Origin of the sequence: Alcanivorax sp. NBRC 102024 (genome assembly GCF_001602235.1) — a bacterium.
GTDB lineage: Bacteria > Pseudomonadota > Gammaproteobacteria > Pseudomonadales > Alcanivoracaceae > Alcanivorax.
Map to the genome: position 1 here is coordinate 75,332 of NZ_BDAS01000004.1, position 21,021 is coordinate 96,352.

At 58.3% G+C, this 21,021-nt stretch carries 16 protein-coding genes; 15 read left to right on the forward strand and 1 reads right to left on the reverse strand.

Annotated features, from left to right (window positions below; translation table 11 throughout):
- Positions 1-14: 14 nt before the first annotated feature.
- Entirely contained in the window at positions 15-749 is a 735-nt protein-coding gene (pdxJ, locus tag A0251_RS08355) for a pyridoxine 5'-phosphate synthase (protein ID WP_062816406.1), read from the forward strand.
- 415 nt (positions 750-1,164) lie between these two features.
- Here pdxJ and A0251_RS08360 read toward each other — a convergent pair whose 3' ends face one another.
- A complete protein-coding gene (locus A0251_RS08360) occupies positions 1,165-3,873 on the reverse strand; it encodes an ATP-binding protein (RefSeq protein WP_062816407.1) in 2,709 nt (902 codons plus the stop codon).
- A 334-nt stretch (positions 3,874-4,207) separates the two neighbouring features.
- On the opposite strand from A0251_RS08360, the gene cysM reads away from it, so the two are divergent.
- The 14 genes from cysM (at position 4,208) to A0251_RS08430 (ending at position 20,801) form a co-directional block, all read left to right on the forward strand.
- Positions 4,208-5,104, forward strand: a complete 897-nt coding sequence (gene cysM / locus A0251_RS08365; protein ID WP_062816598.1) for a cysteine synthase CysM — start codon at positions 4,208-4,210, stop codon at positions 5,102-5,104.
- 50 nt (positions 5,105-5,154) lie between these two features.
- Positions 5,155-5,925 (forward strand): 3'-5' exonuclease, encoded by a 771-nt coding sequence (locus A0251_RS08370; protein WP_062816408.1) that lies wholly within the window; start codon positions 5,155-5,157, stop codon positions 5,923-5,925.
- A gap of 110 nt (positions 5,926-6,035) precedes the next feature.
- Positions 6,036-7,376, forward strand: a complete 1,341-nt coding sequence (gene rlmD, locus A0251_RS08375) for a 23S rRNA (uracil(1939)-C(5))-methyltransferase RlmD (RefSeq protein ID WP_062816409.1) — start codon at positions 6,036-6,038, stop codon at positions 7,374-7,376.
- A gap of 84 nt (positions 7,377-7,460) precedes the next feature.
- Positions 7,461-9,698 (forward strand): GTP diphosphokinase, encoded by a 2,238-nt coding sequence (relA, locus tag A0251_RS08380; RefSeq protein WP_062816410.1) that lies wholly within the window; start codon positions 7,461-7,463, stop codon positions 9,696-9,698.
- Positions 9,699-9,903: 205 nt separating this feature from the next.
- Complete coding sequence (mazG, locus tag A0251_RS08385; protein ID WP_062816411.1) at positions 9,904-10,686, forward strand: nucleoside triphosphate pyrophosphohydrolase; 783 nt, start codon at positions 9,904-9,906, stop codon at positions 10,684-10,686.
- 300 nt (positions 10,687-10,986) lie between these two features.
- Positions 10,987-12,129, forward strand: a complete 1,143-nt coding sequence (locus A0251_RS08390; protein WP_062816412.1) for an OprO/OprP family phosphate-selective porin — start codon at positions 10,987-10,989, stop codon at positions 12,127-12,129.
- Positions 12,130-12,399: 270 nt separating this feature from the next.
- Positions 12,400-13,956 (forward strand): cell wall metabolism sensor histidine kinase WalK, encoded by a 1,557-nt coding sequence (locus tag A0251_RS08395; RefSeq protein ID WP_062816413.1) that lies wholly within the window; start codon positions 12,400-12,402, stop codon positions 13,954-13,956.
- The gene (locus tag A0251_RS08400; protein WP_062816414.1) at positions 13,953-14,627 is read left to right on the forward strand and encodes a response regulator transcription factor; all 675 of its coding nucleotides are present in this window, start codon (positions 13,953-13,955) and stop codon (positions 14,625-14,627) included. The genes A0251_RS08395 and A0251_RS08400 overlap by 4 nt, the downstream gene beginning before the upstream one ends.
- Positions 14,628-14,707: 80 nt before the next feature.
- A complete protein-coding gene (locus tag A0251_RS08405; protein WP_062816415.1) occupies positions 14,708-15,226 on the forward strand; it encodes a hypothetical protein in 519 nt (172 codons plus the stop codon).
- 209 nt (positions 15,227-15,435) lie between these two features.
- A complete protein-coding gene (locus A0251_RS08410) occupies positions 15,436-15,879 on the forward strand; it encodes an REP-associated tyrosine transposase (protein WP_062816416.1) in 444 nt (147 codons plus the stop codon).
- A 212-nt stretch (positions 15,880-16,091) separates the two neighbouring features.
- Positions 16,092-18,341, forward strand: a complete 2,250-nt coding sequence (locus A0251_RS08415; RefSeq protein WP_062816417.1) for a molybdopterin-dependent oxidoreductase — start codon at positions 16,092-16,094, stop codon at positions 18,339-18,341.
- A gap of 322 nt (positions 18,342-18,663) precedes the next feature.
- A complete protein-coding gene (locus A0251_RS08420) occupies positions 18,664-19,107 on the forward strand; it encodes an REP-associated tyrosine transposase (RefSeq protein WP_062816418.1) in 444 nt (147 codons plus the stop codon).
- A gap of 282 nt (positions 19,108-19,389) precedes the next feature.
- A complete protein-coding gene (locus tag A0251_RS08425; RefSeq protein ID WP_062816419.1) occupies positions 19,390-19,914 on the forward strand; it encodes a lipocalin family protein in 525 nt (174 codons plus the stop codon).
- Between the two features lie 251 nt (positions 19,915-20,165).
- The gene (locus A0251_RS08430; protein WP_062816420.1) at positions 20,166-20,801 is read left to right on the forward strand and encodes an SDR family oxidoreductase; all 636 of its coding nucleotides are present in this window, start codon (positions 20,166-20,168) and stop codon (positions 20,799-20,801) included.
- The last annotated feature ends 220 nt before the right edge of the window (positions 20,802-21,021 follow it).

Below are 21,021 nucleotides of genomic sequence, written 5' to 3' on the forward strand. Positions count from 1 at the left end.
GAAGGCAAAGCACCATGTCCAGAGTATTGCTCGGCGTTAACATCGACCATATCGCCACTCTCCGCCAGGCCCGGGGCACCCGTTACCCGGAACCGGTTCAGGCCGCCCTGGTGGCGGAGCAGGCCGGGGCGGATGGGATTACCGTGCATTTGCGCGAAGACCGTCGCCACATCAATGACCGGGATGTGGAGCTACTGGCACAGACGCTGCAAACCCGCATGAACCTGGAAATGGCGGCCACCGAGGAAATGGTTGGGATAGCCTGCCGCATCCGGCCGGCCCATTGCTGTCTGGTGCCGGAAAAACGGGAAGAGCTGACCACAGAAGGCGGGCTCGACGTGGTGGGTAACCAGGCATGGGTCGCCCAGTGCTGCCAGCGGTTGGCCGAAGCGGGTATCGATGTCTCCCTGTTTATCGACGCGGACCCGGCGCAGATCCGTGCCGCTCGCGAATGCGGGGCGCCCACCATCGAAATCCACACCGGCCACTATGCCGATGCCACGGACCCGGCCAGCGAACAGCGGGAACTGGCAAAAATCCGCGAGGGCGTGGCCTATGCCCTGGAGCAGGGCCTGGTGGTCAACGCCGGCCACGGCCTGCACTATCACAACACCTTGCCCATTGCGGCGATCCCCGGCATCAACGAACTGAACATCGGCCACAGCATCATTGCCCGCGCGGTGATCTCAGGGCTGGATGAAGCGGTCCGCAGCATGCGGGAGCTGATCGATGGGGTGACAGCCGGCTAGCAGCTAGCTACGAGCTACGCTCGTTGAATAGGAAAAGGGTGGAAAGTTTTTCGGACCTTGGCATTTCTACGAAGCCGCTGTAGGAACGGAGCGCAGCGGAGTAACGCACGTAGTTCCGTGCGGCCCGAAGGGTGAGCGAAGCGAATAACCATGCTTGCCTCCATGGGGGATCTGCAACATGGCGAACCGCGCTTGCGCGGAAATCGACCGCAGGGCGATCAGGAATCTCAGGGCTCGACAGTTCATCCAGGTAATACCGGGTTCGTGCCACCCCAACCCTATTCGCCATGCGAGCATGGCTCCAACGGGTGAGGGGTACTGGTGGCCCCAATCGCGCTGCGAGTGCCGCTCGCTCCTACAAACGCGGGCAACGAACCTCGAGCCTGCACGGCCGAGCCCGCGTCGCAACTCGAAACTAGTAGTTAGCAGCCTCCTCCCCCTGATCCTGCCACAACTGTTCCAGCGCACAGATCTCATCGCACAGGGCGGACACCATCGACGCCAATGCCTCCCGTTCGGTACCGGTTTTCAGGGCTTCTTCCAGAGTCTTGGCAGCATGCTCCAGGCGGGGGGTACCGCAATAGCGGGTCGCCCCGTGGAGTTTGTGGACACGCTCCAGCAAGGCGTCCTGATCCGCACTGTCAAAAGCGGACGAAATGGCAGGCCGGTCTTCCGCCAGACTGTCCAGCAGCATCTTCAGCATTTCATCGGCCAGCGCTTGTCGGCCGCCGGCCCGTCGGCGGGCCAGGTCCGCATCGAACACCCTGTCGCTGACCGGCTCGCTTTCCTCTCCCGGCTCAGCAAGGGGGCCGCCAGGTTGGTCCATCACCCACTGTTCCAGGGTATGGCGAAGCTGCCCTTCGGTAATCGGTTTGCTCAGGTAATCATCCAGGCCGCTGTCGAGCAGATCCCGGCGTTCACTTTCCAGGGCATGGGCGGTCAGGGCAACAATCGGCGTATGGCAGCCGGGGGCTTCCAGTTCGCGCATTCTGGCGGCCGTGGTCTTGCCATCCATGCCGGGCATCTGGATATCCATGAACACCATATCGAATGTCTGATCGCGGAACGCATCCAGTGCCTGTTGACCACTGTCGCAAGCGGTAACCGTAGCGCCCAGCTCTTCCAGAAATACCCGGGCCAGTTTCAGGTTACCCGGGTGGTCGTCCACCACCATCACTGATACCGGGTAGGCCAGCGGATCTTCCCTCTTCGCATCCAGTTCTTTGCCCTCCAATTCACCGCTCAGGGCCATCAGGGCGTTGAATAAGCGCTGACGTGTGGCGGGCTTGCCTTGCACCTGACAATGGGGGTAATGCTCAAGCCAGCGGCAGACGCTTTCCGGGTTGTTGCTGAGGGCGAGCAGGGGTTGGCCCAGAGCCGCCAGATTATCCAGCACCGGCTGCATGGCCTGCTTTTCCGGGTGGGCGGGCAGGCCGACGATCAGGAAATCGCTGCTGATCAACTCCCCCCGGTCCAGCGCGGCCATCAAGGCATCCAGACTATGGTATTCGTTGATACGCATTTGCCAGTGGCTGAGCATGTGATACAGGCCCAGGCGGCCATACTCGTCGGTTTCCACCAGGGTCACGGTGCGGCCCCGGAAGTGTTCCAGATGGGCAGAAGGGCGTTGTTTGGGATCCCGCTCGGCACGCAGCGTGAACCAGAAGGTCGAGCCCTGGCCTTCGCTGCTGTCGATACCGATTTCGCCGCCCATGCCTTCCACCAGACGTTTGCTGATGGCCAGTCCCAGGCCGGTGCCGCCTTCCTGGCGGCGGGCGCTCTGGTCGGCCTGGGTAAAGGCTCTGAACAGATTCTTCTGGGCTTCCGGGCTCAGGCCGTTACCGGTGTCCGTCACCGTCAGCTTGATGATGGCCTCCGCGCCACGGTCTTCCTCCAGCATGGCGCGCACCACCACCGAGCCCTGTTCGGTGAACTTGATGGCATTGCTGAGCAGATTGGTCAGTACCTGGCGAATGCGCAGCGGATCCCCGAGCAGATTCACCGGCACATCCGAATAGATGATGGCCGCCTGCTCCAGGCCCCGTTCCTGGGCCATGGGTGCCAGCAGGGTCTGCACGTCCTCAATCAGGTCGTGCAGGTTCAACGGGGTGTGCTCCAGGGACAGCTTGCCCGCCTCGATCTTGGAGAAATCGAGAATGTCATTGATGATCGCCAGCAGTGAATCGGCACTCTTGTGGATTGTGCCGAGATAGTCCTGCTGCCGAGCGCTCAGGGCCGATTTCTCCAGCAACTTGGTGAAACCGATAATGCCATTGAGCGGCGTGCGGATTTCATGGCTCATGTTGGCCAGAAATTCCGATTTGATCTGGCTGGCCTTGAGTGCTTCCTTGCGGGCCATATCCAGCTCGATATTCTGGATCTCGATGGTTTCCAGGGTTTCGCGCAGATCCTGAGTGGCCTGGTCCACGTTCTGTTGCAGCTCGGTCTGGGCATCCGCCAGCGCCGACACCATCTGGCGCAGGGCCGTTTCCAGCTCTGCCAGCTCGCCTTTTGCCTGGGTGTGAATGGCCATGCTCAGGTCGCCATCGCGAATCCGCTGCACCGCGTCCACCATTTCCCCGATCGGGCTGGTCAGCTGCCGGGAAAAACGCAGTGCCGGCACCAGGGTCAGCAACATCAGCGCCACCATCACCATAATCAGGGTAATCAGCCCCTCCAGCGTCGACACATATTGTCCCTGGCGGGTGAACTCTACGGTCAGTCTGGCCGGTTCCCCCGGGTTGATATCCCGGGTCAGTTGCCAACTGGTGTCGGTCACCCGTCGCTGGCCGGCATGGTCCTGATTGATAGCGGTCACCGGCCGCAGTCTTGGCCCGGCATGCAGGGCAGGGCGATCATCCTCGAATTCCAGCGTGGCGGCGCGCACGTCCCTGGCTTCCAGTAACTGGCGAAGCAGCTGTTGCTGGCGGGCGGTATCGGAGGCGGGGGTGCTCTCCAGGCGGGCGGCAAAGCTGTCGGTCACCAGCTGTTGGCGCTGGGCATTGGTATCGCGCACGTCCACCAGCCGGCTCACCAGGGAATAACCGCCGACCACCAGTGCCGCCATCAGAGCGGGCAGAATGGTCATGAACATCAGGCGTGAGCGAAGGCTTTGGTTGACCATGAATCCCCGTCGTTGCTGTTGTTTTCGCCCATTATGCCCGAGATGCGGGTCACTGCCACGAACCCGGCCATTTCGCCGAACCCTGTTTCACCACTGAGGCCACAGAGGACACGGAGAAAACGCCTGTTGTTGTTGGACTCATCGGTATCAGAGCCGCTTTTTCGCTGGCATCAAACGTGTATGACTATGGAATGGAGTGGCGAGGTACGAGTTACGGAGAGCGAAAGGCATAAAACCGGTTTTGCTTCTCGTAACTCGCTCCTCGTACCTAGCTCCAGTAGTGATCAACTTTGGGGAGTCTCCCCCGTGCCAGCTTTTAGGTACAATGCGCGCCATGAACCATAAAACCATCGAACAGACCGTGGGCAATACGCCCCTGGTTCGCCTGCAGCGGATGCCGGGCGACACCACCAATACCATTCTGGTGAAGCTGGAAGGCAACAATCCGGCAGGCTCGGTGAAAGATCGCCCGGCCCTGAATATGATCATGAAGGCCGAGGCTCGCGGCGAGATCAAGCCCGGCGATACCCTGATCGAAGCCACCAGTGGTAACACCGGCATTGCCCTGGCCATGGCCGCTGCCATGCGCGGCTACCGCATGAAACTGATCATGCCCGCCAACCAGAGCCAGGAACGCCGCGACGCCATGGCTGCCTACGGCGCCGAGCTGATTTCCGTGAGCAAGGAAGAAGGCATGGAAGGCGCCCGAGATCTGGCCCAGGCCATGCAGGCCCGGGGTGAGGGCAGGGTGCTGGACCAGTTCGCCAACCCGGACAATCCCATGGCCCATTACGAAAGCACCGGCCCGGAAATCTGGGGCGATACCCAGGGTGGCGTTACCCATTTTGTCAGTTCCATGGGCACCACCGGCACCATCATGGGCTGCAGCATGTTCCTGAAGGAAAAGAACCCGGATATCCAGATCATCGGTCTGCAACCCACCGAAGGCTCTTCCATTCCCGGCATCCGTCGCTGGCCGAAGGAGTACTTGCCGTCCATCTACGATGATTCCCGGGTGGACCGGGTCATCGACATGGATCAGGCCCTGGCCGAGCACACCATGCGCCGGCTGGCCCGGGAAGAGGGTATCAGCTGTGGTGTCTCCTCCGGCGGTGCCGTGGCCGGGGCCTTGCGCCTGAGCGAAGAACTGGAGAACGCCGTCATCGTGGCCATCATCTGCGACCGTGGCGACCGTTACCTGTCCACCGGGGTGTTCCAGCAACAAGCCTGACGCTGGATGCCCGCCACCTGAAGCGGGCCCTTGCCATTTTGGAGAGCTGAATGAACGTACTGGTATTCGACATCGAAACCATCCCCGATCTGGACGGCGGACGCCGCATTTACGATCTGGATGGCCTCAGTGACAAGGACACCGCCAGTGCCCTGTTGAATCTGCGCCGTCAGGAAAACGGCACCGAATTCCTGCGCCTGCATCTGCATCGTATCGTTGCCATCTCTGTGGTGCTGCGCTCAACCCAGGGCATCAAGGTCTGGTCCCTGGGGGACGAGGACAGCAGTGAAAAAGAGCTGATTGAACGGTTCTACGATGGCATCGACCGCTTCACCCCCAATCTGGTGAGCTGGAACGGCGGGGGCTTTGATTTGCCGGTGTTGCATTATCGGGCCCTCAAGCATGGTGTGCAGGCCCGCCGTTACTGGGAAACCGGTAACGAAGACTCCAGCTTCAAATGGAACAATTACCTGAGCCGTTACCACCAGCGCCATCTGGACCTGATGGACCAGCTGGCCCTGTTCAACGCCCGGGCCAATGCCCCGCTGGACCAGATCGCCACCTTGCTGGGCTTCCCCGGCAAGATGGGCATGAGCGGTGGCAAGGTGTTCGACGCCTTCCAGGAAGGCAACCTCAAGGGTATTCGTGATTACTGCGAGACCGATGTGCTCAACACCTGGCTGGTCTACCTGCGCTTCCAGCTGATGCGCGGCGAGCTGGACCCCACCGGCTACGAACAGGAATTGACCCTGTTGCAGGACTACCTGAAAGCCGAAGGCCATCCGCACTTCCTGAGCTTCCTGGAAGCCTGGCAGGGTTAACAAGCCCTCCCACAAATTCGTTGGAGCCTTGCTTGCAAGGCGAAGGTCCCAGTTTACCCCTTCGCCTTGCAAGCAAGGCTCCAACAACATAATCGATGACAAGAGATCTCATGGCCCGAAAACGCAAGCAGTTACCGGAAACCCCGGAGCCCGCCAGCATTGAATCGCTCAGCCACGACGGCCGCGGCATTGCCCGTCGTGATGGCAAGACCACCTTTATCGACAACGCCCTGCCCGGCGAAGAGGTGATGTTCAAGTTCACCTACATGCGCCGCAAGTTCGACGAGGGCAAGGCGGTGGAGATCGTGCGTGCCTCCCCGGATCGGGTGGAGCCCCCTTGCCAGCACAGCACCCTGTGCGGCGGCTGCAGCCTGCAACACATGAACCCGGACGTGCAGATCGCCCGCAAGGAAGCGGTACTGCGTGAGCAGCTCCAGCACTTTGGGGGTCTGGCGCCGAAGGAATGGCTGCCGCCACTCAGCGGCCCGGTCACCGGCTATCGCAGCAAGGCCCGCATGGGCGTGAAATATGTGGAAGCCAAGGACGAAACCCTGGTGGGCTTCCGGGAAAAGCGCAACAGCTTCATCGCCCAGCTGCAGCAGTGCGAAGTGCTGATTCCGTCCGTGGGCCATCGCCTCTCCGATCTGCGTACCCTGATGCACGGCCTCAAGAGCCGCAGCCGCATCCCGCAGATCGAACTGGCCGCCGGCGATGAGGATGTGGCGCTGATTATCCGTCATCTGGACCCGCTGCCCGATGAAGACCAGCAGGCCTTCCTGGATTTCTGTCAGCCGCTGGGCTGGCACCTGTACCTGCAACCGGGCAACGAAAGCACCGTGCATCGCATCTGGCCGGCCCTCACCGGGGCGGAGAACGAGGAGCGCCTGTACTACCGCCACCCCTCCGCCGATGTGGAGCTGGCCTTTCACCCCACGGATTTCACCCAGGTGAATGCGGAGATCAACCGCAAGATGGTGCCCTTGGCACTGGATTTGCTGGACATCTCCCCCGATGACACCGTGCTCGACCTGTTTTGTGGTCTGGGCAATTTCACCATTCCGGCCGCAAAGCGGGCCGGCAAGGTGGTGGGGGTGGAAGTCAGCAAGGCCATGGTGGAGCGCGGCTACGAGAATGCCCGCCGCAATGGCCTGGAAAACCTGGAATTCCACGCCTGGGATCTGAGTCAGGATGTGGCCGGGCAGAGCTGGGCCAATCGCAAATATGATCGTATCCTGATTGACCCACCGCGCACCGGCGCGCTGGAGATGGTGAAATTGATGCCCCGGTTTGGTGCAAAGCGGATCGTCTATGTGTCCTGCAACCCGGCCACCCTGGCCCGCGATGCCGGGGAACTCACCGCCCTGGGATACCGTCTTAAAGCGGCGGGCGTGATGGACATGTTCCCCCACACCACCCACGTGGAATCCATCGCGGTGTTCGAAAAGAAATGATGTGAGCCGTTGGCGCCAGACTCTTCAGGCGCCAACGAGGGTGGCTTCAGCCTTGGCTCGCCACCTAAACCAGAAGGAAAGCACATGGTAACGGTACGCCGTCCCACAGAAGGCAGCACCGGTCACTGGCGTGACTGGCTGGGGAACCTGGACACCCGGGCCCCGGTACGCAACGGCGAGGCACTGGAGCAGGCCTGTGAGCGGGCGGAACAGTGCCAGATGGCCGGGGAAGCCGCCGGTCGCCACTGGCCCTATGGCAAGGGCTGCCTGGATATCGGCCTGGAAATGGCCGAGGTGTTGGTGGACCTGGGCGCCGATACCGATGTGTTGCCCGCAGCCATTCTTTACCGCTCCGTGCGCGAAGGGCAGATGTCCCTGCCGGAAGTGGAAAAGGAATTCGGCCCGGACGTGGCCCGCCTGATCGAAGGCGTGCTGCGCATGGCGGCCATCAGCACCAACCTGAACCCCACCCGCAAGGCCGTGCTTGGCCAACAGGATGGCCAGCTCGATAACATGCGCAAGATGCTGGTGGCCATGGTTGACGACGTGCGCGTGGCCCTGGTGAAGCTGGCCGAGCGGACCGTGATCATCCGGGCCGTGAAGGAATCCGAGCCCGAGCGCCAGCGCAAGGTGGCCCAGGAAATCTTCGACATCTACGCGCCCCTGGCCCACCGGCTGGGGGTAGGGCAGCTCAAGTGGGAGCTGGAGGACCTGTCCTTCCGCTATCTGCAGCCCGGCGCCTACAAGAAGATCGCCAAGCTGCTGGATGAAAAACGCCTGGACCGGGAACAGTACATCGACAATGTGCTGGAGCAACTGCGTGGCTACCTGGAGAAAAACGGCATCCACGGCGCCGAAGTCCACGGCCGGGCCAAGCATATCTACAGCATCTGGCGGAAGATGCAGAAAAAGCATCTGGAATTCGGCGAAGTCTATGACGTGCGCGCCGTGCGGGTACTGGTGCCGGAGCTGCGCGACTGCTACGCCACCCTGGGCATCGTCCATTCCCTGTGGCAACACGTGCCCAAGGAATTCGACGACTATATCGCCAGCCCCAAGGCCAACGGCTACCAGAGCCTGCACACGGCGGTGGTGGGCCCGGAACGCAAGATGCTGGAAGTTCAGATCCGTACCTTCACCATGCACGAAGAGGCGGAGTTGGGCGTCTGTGCCCACTGGCGTTACAAGGAAGGCGCCAAGAAGGGCAAGAGCGGTGTCAGCGACTACGAACAGCGGATTGCCTGGCTACGCCAGGTACTCGAATGGCATGAGGAGCTGGGCGAGGACAGCCCGGACACCATGGTGGACGAGCTGCGCCATGGCCTGGTCAGCGACCGGGTCTATGTGTTCACCCCGGATGGCCACGTGGTGGACCTGGAGGCCGGCGCCACCCCGGTGGACTTTGCCTACCATATCCATACCGAAGTGGGACACCGCTGCCGGGGGGCCAAGATCAACGGTCACATCGTGCCGCTGAACTACACCCTCAACACCGGCGAGCAGGTCACCATCCTCACTGCCAAGGAGGGCGGCCCCAGCCGCGACTGGTTGACGCCGTCACTGGGCTATGTGGCCACTTCCTCGGCGCGGGCGCGCATTCACCAGTGGTTCAAACGCCAGGATCGCGATGTGCACATCACCCAGGGCAAGGCCATGCTCGAAAAGGAGATGTCCCGCCTGGCCCTGGAAAAGGTGGATCTGGATACCCTGGCGCCGCACCTGAATCTGAAGACCGGCGACGATGTGCTGGCGGCCCTGGGGGCCGGTGACCTGCGCCCGGGGCATGTGGTCAACCAGGTCCAGTCCCTGCAGCCGGACGACAGCCAGCGGGAGCTGGACCTGGTGCTCTCCAAGCCCAAGGCCTCGAAATCCGGCGATGTGACCATTCAGGGCGTGGGCAACCTGCTGACCCACATGGCCGGTTGCTGCCAGCCGGTTCCCGGCGACCCGGTGATGGGGTTCATTACCCACGGCCGCGGTGTCACGGTGCACCGGGCCGACTGTGAAAAACTGCTGGCCATGCAGGGCGATGACCCCAACCGGGTCATCGAAGTTACCTGGGGGGAAGCCGACCGCATCACCTACCCGGTGGATATCTTCCTGCGCGCCTGGGACCGTCAGGGATTGCTCAAGGACGTGATCGCGGTACTGGCCAACGAGAAGGTCAACGTCACCGCCGTTCACACCCAGTCCCACCAGGACGACAACACCGCCACCATGCTCCTCACCCTGGAAATCGCCACCCTCGGCAACCTGGGCAAGGTGCTGGCCAAGATGGACCAGCTCAAGGGTGTGCTTGAGGTGCGGCGCTATAAAAAATAGTGAATAGTTAACAGTGAATAGTTAATAGTTCGCGGGACAGGGTTTCCTGTTTTGCCATACCGAGGCCGCGCCCAGTATTTGAGCGCGGCCTCATCGCTTGAAAACACAATAGCGAGAACCCGCGCGCTGTTAACTGTTCACTATTCACTGTTAACTACTCTACGCTGCAATTTCACAAGCACGGCCGCTACCAACAGAGGAAAGCATGCCTAACATCGACACCCTGCTCTCCATCATGGCCCAACTCCGCGACCCGGAGTCCGGCTGCCCCTGGGATGTGAAGCAGGATTTCGACTCCATTGCCCCCTATACCATCGAGGAAGCCTTCGAGGTGGCGGAGGCCATTGCCCAGCGGGATTACCCGGAGTTGAAGGAAGAGCTGGGGGATTTGTTGTTGCAGGTGGTGTTTCATTCCCAGATAGCTCGGGAAAAGGGCCTGTTCGATTTCAATCAGGTGGTTCAGGTGCTGTGCGACAAGATGGTGCGCCGTCACCCCCATGTGTTCGGCGAGTCGGACGCCGCCGACGAAGCCGCCGTGAAGGTCAACTGGGAGGCCATCAAGCAACAGGAGAGGGCGGCCAAGGGGCGCGCCCATGACAGCGCCCTGGATGGCGTCCCCGCCGGCCTGCCGGCCCTGCAGCGGGCAGCCAAAGTCCAGAAGAAAGCTGCCAAGGTGGGCTTCGACTGGCCGGAGACACCCCCGGTACGCCGCCAGGTGGACCATGAACTGGCGGAACTGGATGAGGCCATGGCCAGTGGCGAGCGGGCCGCCATCGAGGATGAATTCGGCGATGTGCTGTTCACCCTCGTCAACCTGTCCCGCCACCTGAAGCTGGATCCGGAACAGGCCCTGCGCAAGGCCACCGCCAAATTCGAACGCCGCTTCCGGCAAATGGAGCAGGACCAGCCAGAACCGCTCGACACCCTCGACGACGACGTCCTGGAAGCTGCCTGGCAGCAGGCGAAATCAGTGAACAGTGAACAGTGAACAGTTACGCGGGCGGGGTTTATCTGTTCTGAATGGCCGAGGCCGCGTCAAGAGGTTGAGCGCGGCCTCGGCTTCGTAAAGCCCAACAGCGCAGGGCCGCGCGGCTGTTAACTGTTAACTATTCACTATTAACTGTTCACTGCCCAAAAGTTCCCGCTGAAATAAAAACTTCACATTAGAGCAACTTTTCCGTCACGCTAACTCCCCATACTGCGCCACCAAGCAGTAACAAAGCCTGTTTGCGCAGGGATAAGCAGTACTGTTTAAAACGTCTGAATTGCCTGATTGAGGGAGAACCAAATGAAGAAGCAAATGTTAGCAGTTTTGGTCGGGGCGGCTGTTGCCAGCCCGGCAATGGTTATTGCAGACGAAGCGTCTACGCGCGGCAATCTGAAAATTGTATCCTCTGACGGCTCCTTCGAGGGTTCTGTTGGTGGTCGTATTCATTTCGATGCTTATGCTTTTGATAACGACCTGACTGATTCAACAAGTACTTCTGAGTTTCGTCGTGCCCGTATCACCCTGAAGGGCAAGCTGTATAACTGGGGCTATGTCTTTGAAAACGACTTTGCCGGTCAAAGTGGCACCACGGGTACCGGTTTCCGTGACATGAACATCTACACCAAAGTGGGTCCCGGTAAACTGACCATTGGTCAGTTCAAGCCTTACCGAAGCATGGAAGAAATTACCAGCTCCAACGATATCCTGATGATGGAGCGCCCCTACGCGTCTGCGACCGGTATCTACAATGGCCGTCAGTTCCAGCAAGGTGTTGGCTACTTGATTTCTGACGACCAGTACACCTTTGGTGTGGCAGGTTTCAATACCAAGTCAGCGGGTGATAAGCGTAATGAGGGTCTGGGCGGTTCTGCCCGGGCGACATTTGCACCGATCATGCAAGACAACATGGTAGTGCACATGGGTGCTTCCTACTCTGTGGAAAATGCCAACAGCATGACCACCGCTTTCGAAGCCGAGGCTGACTATGTGGGCCGCCGTGGTCCCAGCGAGACGATCGCTCTGACCACAGAAGGCGAAAGTGTCAACACTGTTGGTCTTGAAGCCGCCATTTCAGCGGGCCCTGTGTTTGCGCAGGCTGAATATGCCATTGCAGATTTTGGCAATGCCACCGGTGATGATGAAGAGGTTCAAACCTACTACATCCAGGGTGCGTATACGCTGACTGGTCAAATGAAGCCGTACAAGTCCAGCAAAGGTGTCTTCACCACTGCTAAAGGCAACAACATTGTCCAGCTGACCGCACGTTATGACTACATTGAAAACAAGGATGTAACAGACCTGGAAGCAGAAACGACCAGTGTTGGCGTGAATTACTACCTCAACCCTGCCATGCGCTTCATGCTTAACTACGTGATGGGTGAGAATACCCTCACTGGTGATGAGTCCAATCAGGTGGCCCTGCGTGCCCAGATGGCATTCTAAAGCATGTCTTAACAAGTCTATTGACGCAGTCTTGCCCTGATTCAGGGTATTTTCTAGAATCGAGCCTCCTTTGGGGCTCGATTTTTTTGTTTGGAAGCGTATGGGTTCCCTGTACAGGCAGCTGTTCGGATTATTCTTGCCTGCCGGTAAGGATTATTGGTTTCTGTCAGAAGGCGTCTCTCCTTGATGCCTGAGAGTCGTGCCTGCGGGTTTACTGGCCTCCACCCTGAGCCCAAACTGGGGTCGTGAGAGTGATATTGGGGAACAAATGTGTACAAAAGAAAAATTGTTGCCTTTTCCTTCCTGAGTATTGTTCTCGTTGTGCTGGCGGTGATTACTATCGTTTGGTCATCCTTTGTGACCGCGAAGCAGATCCAGCAGATCAATATGGCAAACTCTCTGCTTTCTGAACACCTCAAGCTATCCAGTACCTCTTATCGTCTTTTCAAACAGCTTACCGACGAGATTCTCTTCGGGGACCAGGCAAATCAGGCAAAAGTGAGAAACAAAAGGGCGCTGGTTTCTGAATCCCTGGGGAAAATCAAGGTTCTGGAGCGCCAGCAAAGAGAAACAGCAGGAGAGGAATATACTCAGGGCACTATAGAGGATACAGATGACCTTGAGAAAATCATCGATTCAATTATCTATTCACTTGAAGGTATCTCCAAGCTACCACTGAGTAAAATTGAAAATGAGATGAAGTTTATTCTCGAAGAAAAGATCGATGTTGAATTCAGAGACTCCATTAATTCCGCGGTTGTTCGACAAACTAATGTAGTCAAAGCATTCAATGCGCGCATTGATGCCATGAATGTAACCATATTCTGGGTTTCGATTGGGCTGGGTTTTCTCGCGGTTGTTTTGATGGGAGTGGGAGTATGGGTTCTGGTCAATTCCGTAACCCGGCCGCTTTCAGCAATCAGTGATGCGGCAGATGCAATTGGTAAAGGGGACTTTTCATACAGGGTTCCTCGCGGCTTCGACAGAGAATTTGACCAGATAGCGGTTCTATTTAACGTCATGACCGAGAAATTACAGATCCAGCACTTGTCTGAAGATCAGGCGCGTCTGGAACTGGAGTATAAAGTTTCACAAAGAACAACAGAATTGATGGCGGTGAATGCAGAGCTGGCCAAGAGTGACTCAGTCAGACGGAGCTTTCTTGCGGACATCAGTCATGAGCTCAGGACACCGCTCACTATTATCCGGGGTGAAGCGCAGGTGGCATTACGTCATTCAGACAGGGATGTGAGGGATTATCAGGATGCACTTACCTGTATCCATGAACAGGCAATATCATTGTCGCACCTGGTTGATGATCTATTGTTTGTGGCGCGCACAGACTCTGGCACCATGCGTATTGACAAGCGTAATGTTGAAATCACGGCTTTGGCAGATGAAGTTATCCGTGATATGCGATCCCTGGCAGACAAGAATGATGTCTCTCTTGAGGCAAGTTATCCGGTGCCGGTTTTCGCGGTCATTGACCCAGACAGGATAAAGCAGCTTTTTATCATACTGGTAGAGAATGCCCTTTCTTACGCTGGTGAAGGGTCATCAGTGAAGGTTTCTGTTATGAAGCAACAGGACAAGGCGGTTGTTCGTGTTACTGATGATGGCGTTGGTATCGATCCCCGGGACATTCCTTTTGTCTTTGAGCGTTTCTACCGAGGAGGAAGATCCTCATCCCGAAGTAAGGGGGTTGGGCTGGGCCTGGCTGTTGCCAAATCGATCATTGATGCCCATGAAGGGAAAATTAATCTTGAGAGCGATTTGGGCAAAGGGACCTCCATTGAGATTGAGCTGCCTTGTGAAGAGAGTGTATGAAGATTCTTATCGTAGAAGATGAAGAAAGGCTTGCTTCTTTTTTATTCCGGGGGCTCAAGGCTGAGGGGTATTTTTGCGATGTGGCTTCGGATGGAGAGAAAGCCCTGCAGGCTTGCCTTTCTGGCGATTATGAGTTGGTTATCCTGGACCGTATGCTACCCAAAAAAGATGGCATGTATGTTCTGACTAAAATCAAGGAAAAAAAGCCGGAAACCAAAGTCTTGATGCTCACAGCCCTGGATGATACTGAAGACAGAATTCTGGGGTTAAGGTCCGGAGCGGATGATTACCTGGGCAAACCCTTTGATTTTGAGGAGCTTCTTGCGCGGATAGAGGCGCTCTCCCGACGGTTTTCCCAGCATGCTGAAGACTTGCTGAAGTCGGGTGATGTTGTCATGGATGTCGACCAGCGTCTGGTGTGGAAAAACAACATTGTGGTCAAGATGACACAAATGGAGTTTGATCTTCTAAGATACTTTTTGACTAACCAGGGCAAGGTTCTTTCGAGAGAGAAGATATTGTCGCGAGTTTGGTCAAACAGCGAAGACCCCATGACAAATATTGTCGATGTGTATATTCGCCGAATACGCGTCAAATTGAATGACGATGGCTCTTTTATCGAAACCGTCCGTGGCGTTGGGTACCGAGTCTCGAATTCTGATCAACGTTAATCTTCTGTTAATGTTGCCTAAAGTACCTGTTCATGGCTGTGTCGATAGAGTAACTCCTGAAACTTAACAGGAGTCAATTCATGAAAATTCAGTCTCTATTCACTTTCTCGGCTTTGTCTCTTTTTTCCGCTTCTGTCTACGCTTCCGGCATTTCGGAGGCAGACATCATCGAGGCCCAGAAAAAATGGGGCGAAGGCATTGTTGAAATCGGTAAAGTCAAAACTGATGGTGGTGATTACACCGAAGCGGCAAAAGAACTGATTGATGACCTGTACGCGTATGACCATGGCTCGGTAGCCTTCAAGCCTACCTTGGCAGCCGACGACCAGTTCCGTGGTGACGTTGATGAAGCACTGAGCTACTTCGTCGGTGGCATGATCGAAGAAGACAAGGGCTTCGCCATCAAGCCCTGGACCAATGTCCGCTTTGAAAATGAAGAAGTGATCATTAACGGCAATCAGGCCATTGCCATGGGAAATTACTTCTTCACCACCGTCGAGGGTGAAGAAGTCAAAGTAGAATACAGCTTCGGTTATACGCATGTGGATGATGAGCTGCTGATCAACCTGCATCACTCATCCCTGCCGTACGCGAAGTAACTTCTCCCCCTCAATCTTGAAGCATTGCCGCCCACGCAAATGGGCGGCTTTTTTTATGCCCCAGCCTGCTGTTTGTACGAGCTATGCTTGCGGAGCGAAAGTTCAGCATGGCCCCTATCCCCCGGATTACATCGATTTCCTCAACCGGCTGACAGAGTTTGGTTTCATTGACTGTCGTTAACGCTTTTATCGAAAGCGATGATTTCGGTATGACATATGAATATCAAACACAACGGTTGCGAAAAGGGCGGGTATCCCTCGCTGGTCAGGTCTACCTGGTGACATGTACCACCTGTCAGCGGTATCCCCACTTTATCGATCATCGCTCAGCCCGTGAGGTTTGCCGTACCATCCGCAGCCTTGACCACCTGGGCGCCTGCCATACCTGGTGTTACATGGTCATGCCGGACCACTGCCACTGGCTGTTCTCTCTGCGTGAAAAATACTCCCTTGAGCAGACGGTGCGGATGTTCAAGGGAAAATGTTCGCGCCAGGTGGGTGTCAATCTCTGGCAAAAAGGGTTTCACGACCGCGCCTTGCGTTCAGATGAGGATCTACTGCCCATGGCACGCTATGTCATCGCCAATCCGCTCAGGGCGGGCCTGGTCGAGAGGATCGGAGAATACTCCTATTGGGACGCGGCCTGGCTATAGACCGCCGGCCACCAGACCCTGCCCCGTTGGAGCTTTGCTCGCAAAGCGAATCCCCGGCCGGTGACCAGTAGCGGCCCCTTCGCCTTGCGAGCAAGGCTCCAACGGGGTTGGGTGGGGAAGTCTGCCCGCCGTTTCCGATTAAGTCATGGCATCCTCTTTGCACGTCTGTTATCAAGAACCTTCCAAGCCAACGCGCCAGGACGAGGTCACGGATGAAACAGACGCATTACCACACCTGCAATCTCTGCGAAGCCATGTGTGGCATCGAGATCGAGCATCGCGGCGATGAGATTCTGGCCATCCGGGGAGACAAGGACGACCCGTTCAGCAGGGGCCATATCTGCCCCAAGGCCGTGGCCCTGCAGGACCTGCACCACGATCCGGACCGCCTGCGCCATCCGGTGAAACGCACCGCCGACGGCTGGGTGCCGATCAGCTGGGATGAAGCCCTGGACGAGACAGCCCGGCGCCTGCACAACATCCAGGAAGTGCATGGCAAGGATTCGGTGGCGCTGTACTTCGGCAACCCCACCGCCCATAACCATGGCGCGCTCTTTACCCTGTTGCCCTTCGTCAAGGCCCTGCGCAGCCGCCAGCGCTACAGCGCCACGTCCGCTGACCAGCTACCTCACCAACTGGCCACCTGGCAGCTATTCGGCCACCAGGCCCTGTTTCCCATCCCGGATGTGGACCGCACCGATTACTTCCTGATTATCGGCGGTAACCCGTTGGCCTCCAATGGTTCCATCATGACCGTGCCGGACGTGAAAGGGCGTCTAAAGGCCCTGCAGAAACGGGGCGGCAAGGTGGTGGTCATCGACCCGCGTCGCACCGAAACCGCCAAGGTGGCTGACGAACACCACTTCGTGCGTCCGGGTACCGACGTCTACCTGCTGCTGGCCATTGCCCAGGTGTTGTTCGAGGAGCTGCTGGTGGCGCCCGGCAAGCTGGACCCCATACTCGATGGCAAAAAGGACTTGGCCCGCCTGGTGGTGAACTGGACACCGGAAAAAGTGGCAGACACCGTGGGCCTGCCCGCCGATGCCATCCGCAAACTGGCCCGCGACATCGCCGCCGCTCCCCGTGCTGCCATCTACTCCCGCGTGGGCGTCACCACCAGTGCCCACAGCACCCTCAGCGCCTGGCTGGTCTATGTGATCAATATCCTCACCGGCAACCTGGACCGGGAAGGCGGTGTCATGTTCACCAAACCCGCCTTCGACATTGTCGCCCTCGGCGCCCTCAGTGGCGACACCGGCAGCTTCGACCGCTACCGCAGCCGGGTGCACGGCTACCCGGAATTCGGTGGCGAATTCCCGGTGACCACCCTGGCCGACGAAATGCTCACCCCGGGCAAGGGGCAGGTGAAAGCCTTCGTTTCCCACGCCGGCAACCCGGTGCTGTCCTGTCCCGATGGCCAGAAGCTGGATCAGGCCCTGAGCAACCTGGATTTCATGGTCAGCATCGACTTCTACATCAACGAAACCACTCGCCACGCGGACATCATCCTGCCACCCACCGGGCAGCTGGAACACGCCCAGTTCGATCCCATCTTCCAGGCGGTGGCGGTGCGCAACGTGGTCAAATTCACCCCGCCGTTGGTGCCCAAGCCTGAAGGTACCCTGCACGACTGGGAAATCCTCAACGGCCTCACCACCAGGCTGAATCGCCTGCGCGCCCGGGACCGCAAAACCCGCCTGCAAATTGCCGCCACTGACCGTTTCGTTCGCAAGCTGGGTGATCGCGGGCTGGTGGATCTGGGCCTGCGCCTGGGGCCCTACGGCACTGGCGGCAAGGTGCTGGATGACCTGCGCCGCGATGGATTGCACTCGCTACCCAAAGTGGCCTGGAAGGTGCTCAGAGGTGAACGTAAGGGGCTGACCCTGAAAAAGCTGCTGGCGGAACCCCATGGCATGGACCTTGGGCCACTGGAGCCCATGCTTCCTGAGCGCCTGTTTACCCGGGATCAGCGCATCAACTTGGTGCCGGCCCTTTATTTCCGTGCCCTGCAAGGGTTGCCGGCGCCCAAACCGGTGGCGCCTGAGCAGATGCTGATGATTGGCCGCCGGCATATTCGCAGCAACAACTCCTGGATGCATAACAGCCAGCGGCTGGTAAAAGGGAAGGGCCGCTGCAACGCCATGATCCACCCGGACGATGGCAAACGGCTGGCCGTGGCCGACGGTGACGACGTGATGGTCAGCACCCCGGCTGGCACCATCACCCTGCCGGCCTGGCTCTGCGATGACATCATGCCCGGCGTGATCAGCGTGCCCCATGGTTGGGGCCACGATCGGGAAGGCGTACAACTGGGCGTCGCCCGCCGGGTGGCAGGGCAGAGCGTCAACGACATCATCGGCAGCAACCGCGTCGAAGCCGTCACCGCCATGGCCCAGCTCAACGGCATCCCGGTAAAAGTGGAACCCGCCACCGCCGCCAAGAGCCAGAAGAAGGCGGGGTAGTTCTGTAATAGCGCCGTGCCAACTTCTTCGCGATGCAAGCATCGCTTCCCACAAACTCCGTTGCCGCCTGGGATGGTTTTTGTGGGAACGGAGCGCAGCGAAGTAACGCCAGGATGGCGGCCCGAAGGGTGAGCACAGCGAATAACTTATGCTTGCATAACGAAGAAAGTGGCACCCACCTATCCAAGCACCTCTACAATTTGCACCACTCCAGCCCCACGAAAAACTCCCCCAAACTCAGCCAACTGCCCCACCTGGATGACACCCATCAACTCCAATCACTGACAGCCAGCTCAGGCTCTACCCGATAGCCTCTCCATTCATGACTCACCGATACCACAGCCACTCCCTGAGAAAAGGGCGGTTCTCAGAGGTAGGCAGACCCTATCTGGTCACATTCACCACAGCAGGCAGGCACCCATGGTTTTCCCATTTTCCCACGGCCTGCCAGGCCTGCAGAGCCATCACCCGCTCTGATACCCAGGGTGCCAGCAAGACCTGGTGCTATGTGGTCATGCCGGATCATATTCACTGGCTGCTGGCCACCACGGATAAGCACGACCTGTCTCAAATAATCAGAATGGTAAAGGCAAGGGTTTCCCGGCATCAGGATCAGACCATCTGGCAACCGGGCTTCCATGATCATGCCTTGAGAAGTGAGCAGGCCCTCAAGTCGACAGCCCGCTACATCATTGCCAACCCGGTCAGGGCAGGGCTAGTGGCGTCAGTGAGAGACTACCCATTCTGGAATGCCGCCTGGCTTTGAGAGTCCCACAGCACCAGTCAAAGCAGGCAGTAACCAGAAACACAGCGCCTTTTGTGGGAACCGATGCTTGCATCGCGAAGACGTTGGCACAGCCGTCCCGGCACCCCTTCGCGATGCAAGCATCGGTTATTCGCTTCGCTCACCCTTCGGGCCGCCCTGCGGGCGTTACTCCGCAACGCTCCGTTCCCACAACTCTTTGCATTTTCCCTTCGAAACCTGTCTTCCAACATTCACCTCGCCTTGTCCCACCTTGCGGCAATCTACGCTTAAAGGAGAATCCCAATGCGCCGCATCCTTATCATTGTGAGTCTGATCATGCTGCAAGCCTGCCAAACCCACCCGCAAGACCCCATCCAGATCGCAGACAATCTGAACCTGGATCGTTTCATGGGCGACTGGTATGTGATCGCCAACATCCCCACCTTGCCGGAAAAGGGCGCCTACAATGCCATGGAGAACTACAAACGCATCGGGCCCAACAAGATCGCCACCACTTTCACCTTCCGCAAAGGCGGTTTCGATGGGGAGTTCAAGCGGATGACCCCCACCGGTTTCGTCAGCGACGTGGACCCGGCCATCTGGGGCATGCGTTTTATCTGGCCCTTCAAGGCGGATTTTCGGGTGCTGTATGTGGACGAGGATTACCAGACCACCATCATCGGCCGTGAAAAACGCGATTACCTCTGGATCATGGCCCGCCAGCCACATATCAGCGACGCCACCTACAGCAAACTCAAGAACATTGCTCGCAACCGGGGTTACAACCTGGATGAGCTGCAGGAGGTGCCCCAGCAGTGGGATGAATAGCCGGCCGAGGTGATTTGCCCCCTTCGCCTTGCGAGCAAGGCTCCAACGCCAGTCCTGAAGCCCCTCACTCGTTGGAGCTTTGCTCGCAAAGCGAATTGGCGGGCAACGGAGCGCACCGCTTGCCCTTCGGGCTGCTTTTCATGCGTTGCTGGGATCCGGTTGTTCCAACGGCTCCGTTATCCCCACCCCCTTGAAATCCACCGCCAACCCTCCATCACTGAACTACCAGCCATGACAAGCAAGGAGCCCCCATGAAAGTCCTGATCGCCGGCGCCAACGGCAAAATCGGTCGTCGCCTGATCCCTCATCTGGTGGCGGATAACATTCAGGTGCGCGCCATGGTCCGCGATCTGCGCCAGAAAGCCGATCTGGAGATACTGGGCGCCCATGAAGTGGTAGAAGCGGATCTGGAAGGGGATTGCCGCCAGGCCCTGGAAGGCCAGGATGTAGTCATCTTCACCGCCGGCTCCGGCCCCCACACCGGCCCCGAGAAAACCATCGACGTGGATCAGAACGGTGCCATCAGGCTGATCAACCAGGCCAAAGCGCAAGGAGTAGGGCGCTTTATCATGGTCAGCTCCATGCGCGCCGACGACCCGGAGTCCGGCCCGGAAAGAATGCGTCATTACTTCTCCGCCAAGGGCAAGGCCGACGACCACCTGCGCGCCAGCGGGCTCAACTACACCATCGTACGCCCCGGCCGGCTCACCGAGGAGCCGCCCCTGGAAAAAGTGGAGATTGCAGAGAAATTGAAAGACTTTGGTGATATATCTCGCGAAGATGTGGCGAACGTGCTTTCTGAAACTGCTCGATCCGAGCTGGAAAACCGGGAGTTCGACGTCATCGCCGGCCCAACCCCAATCCGGGAAGCCCTAAGCAAGCTTTAAACCTCCCAAGCATCGGTTATTCGCTGCACTCACCCTTCGGGCCGCCCTGCGGGCGTTACTCCGCTACGCTCCTTTCCCACAAAAGGCGCCATATTGGTTATTGTCTGGATTGACGGTCGAAGTCCGCAGCGATGCTCTTGTGGGAAGCGATGCTTGCATCGCGAAGACACTGGCAGAGTCTCATCGGCAATCCAGCACCTGCCAGGCCAGGCAGCGGCCA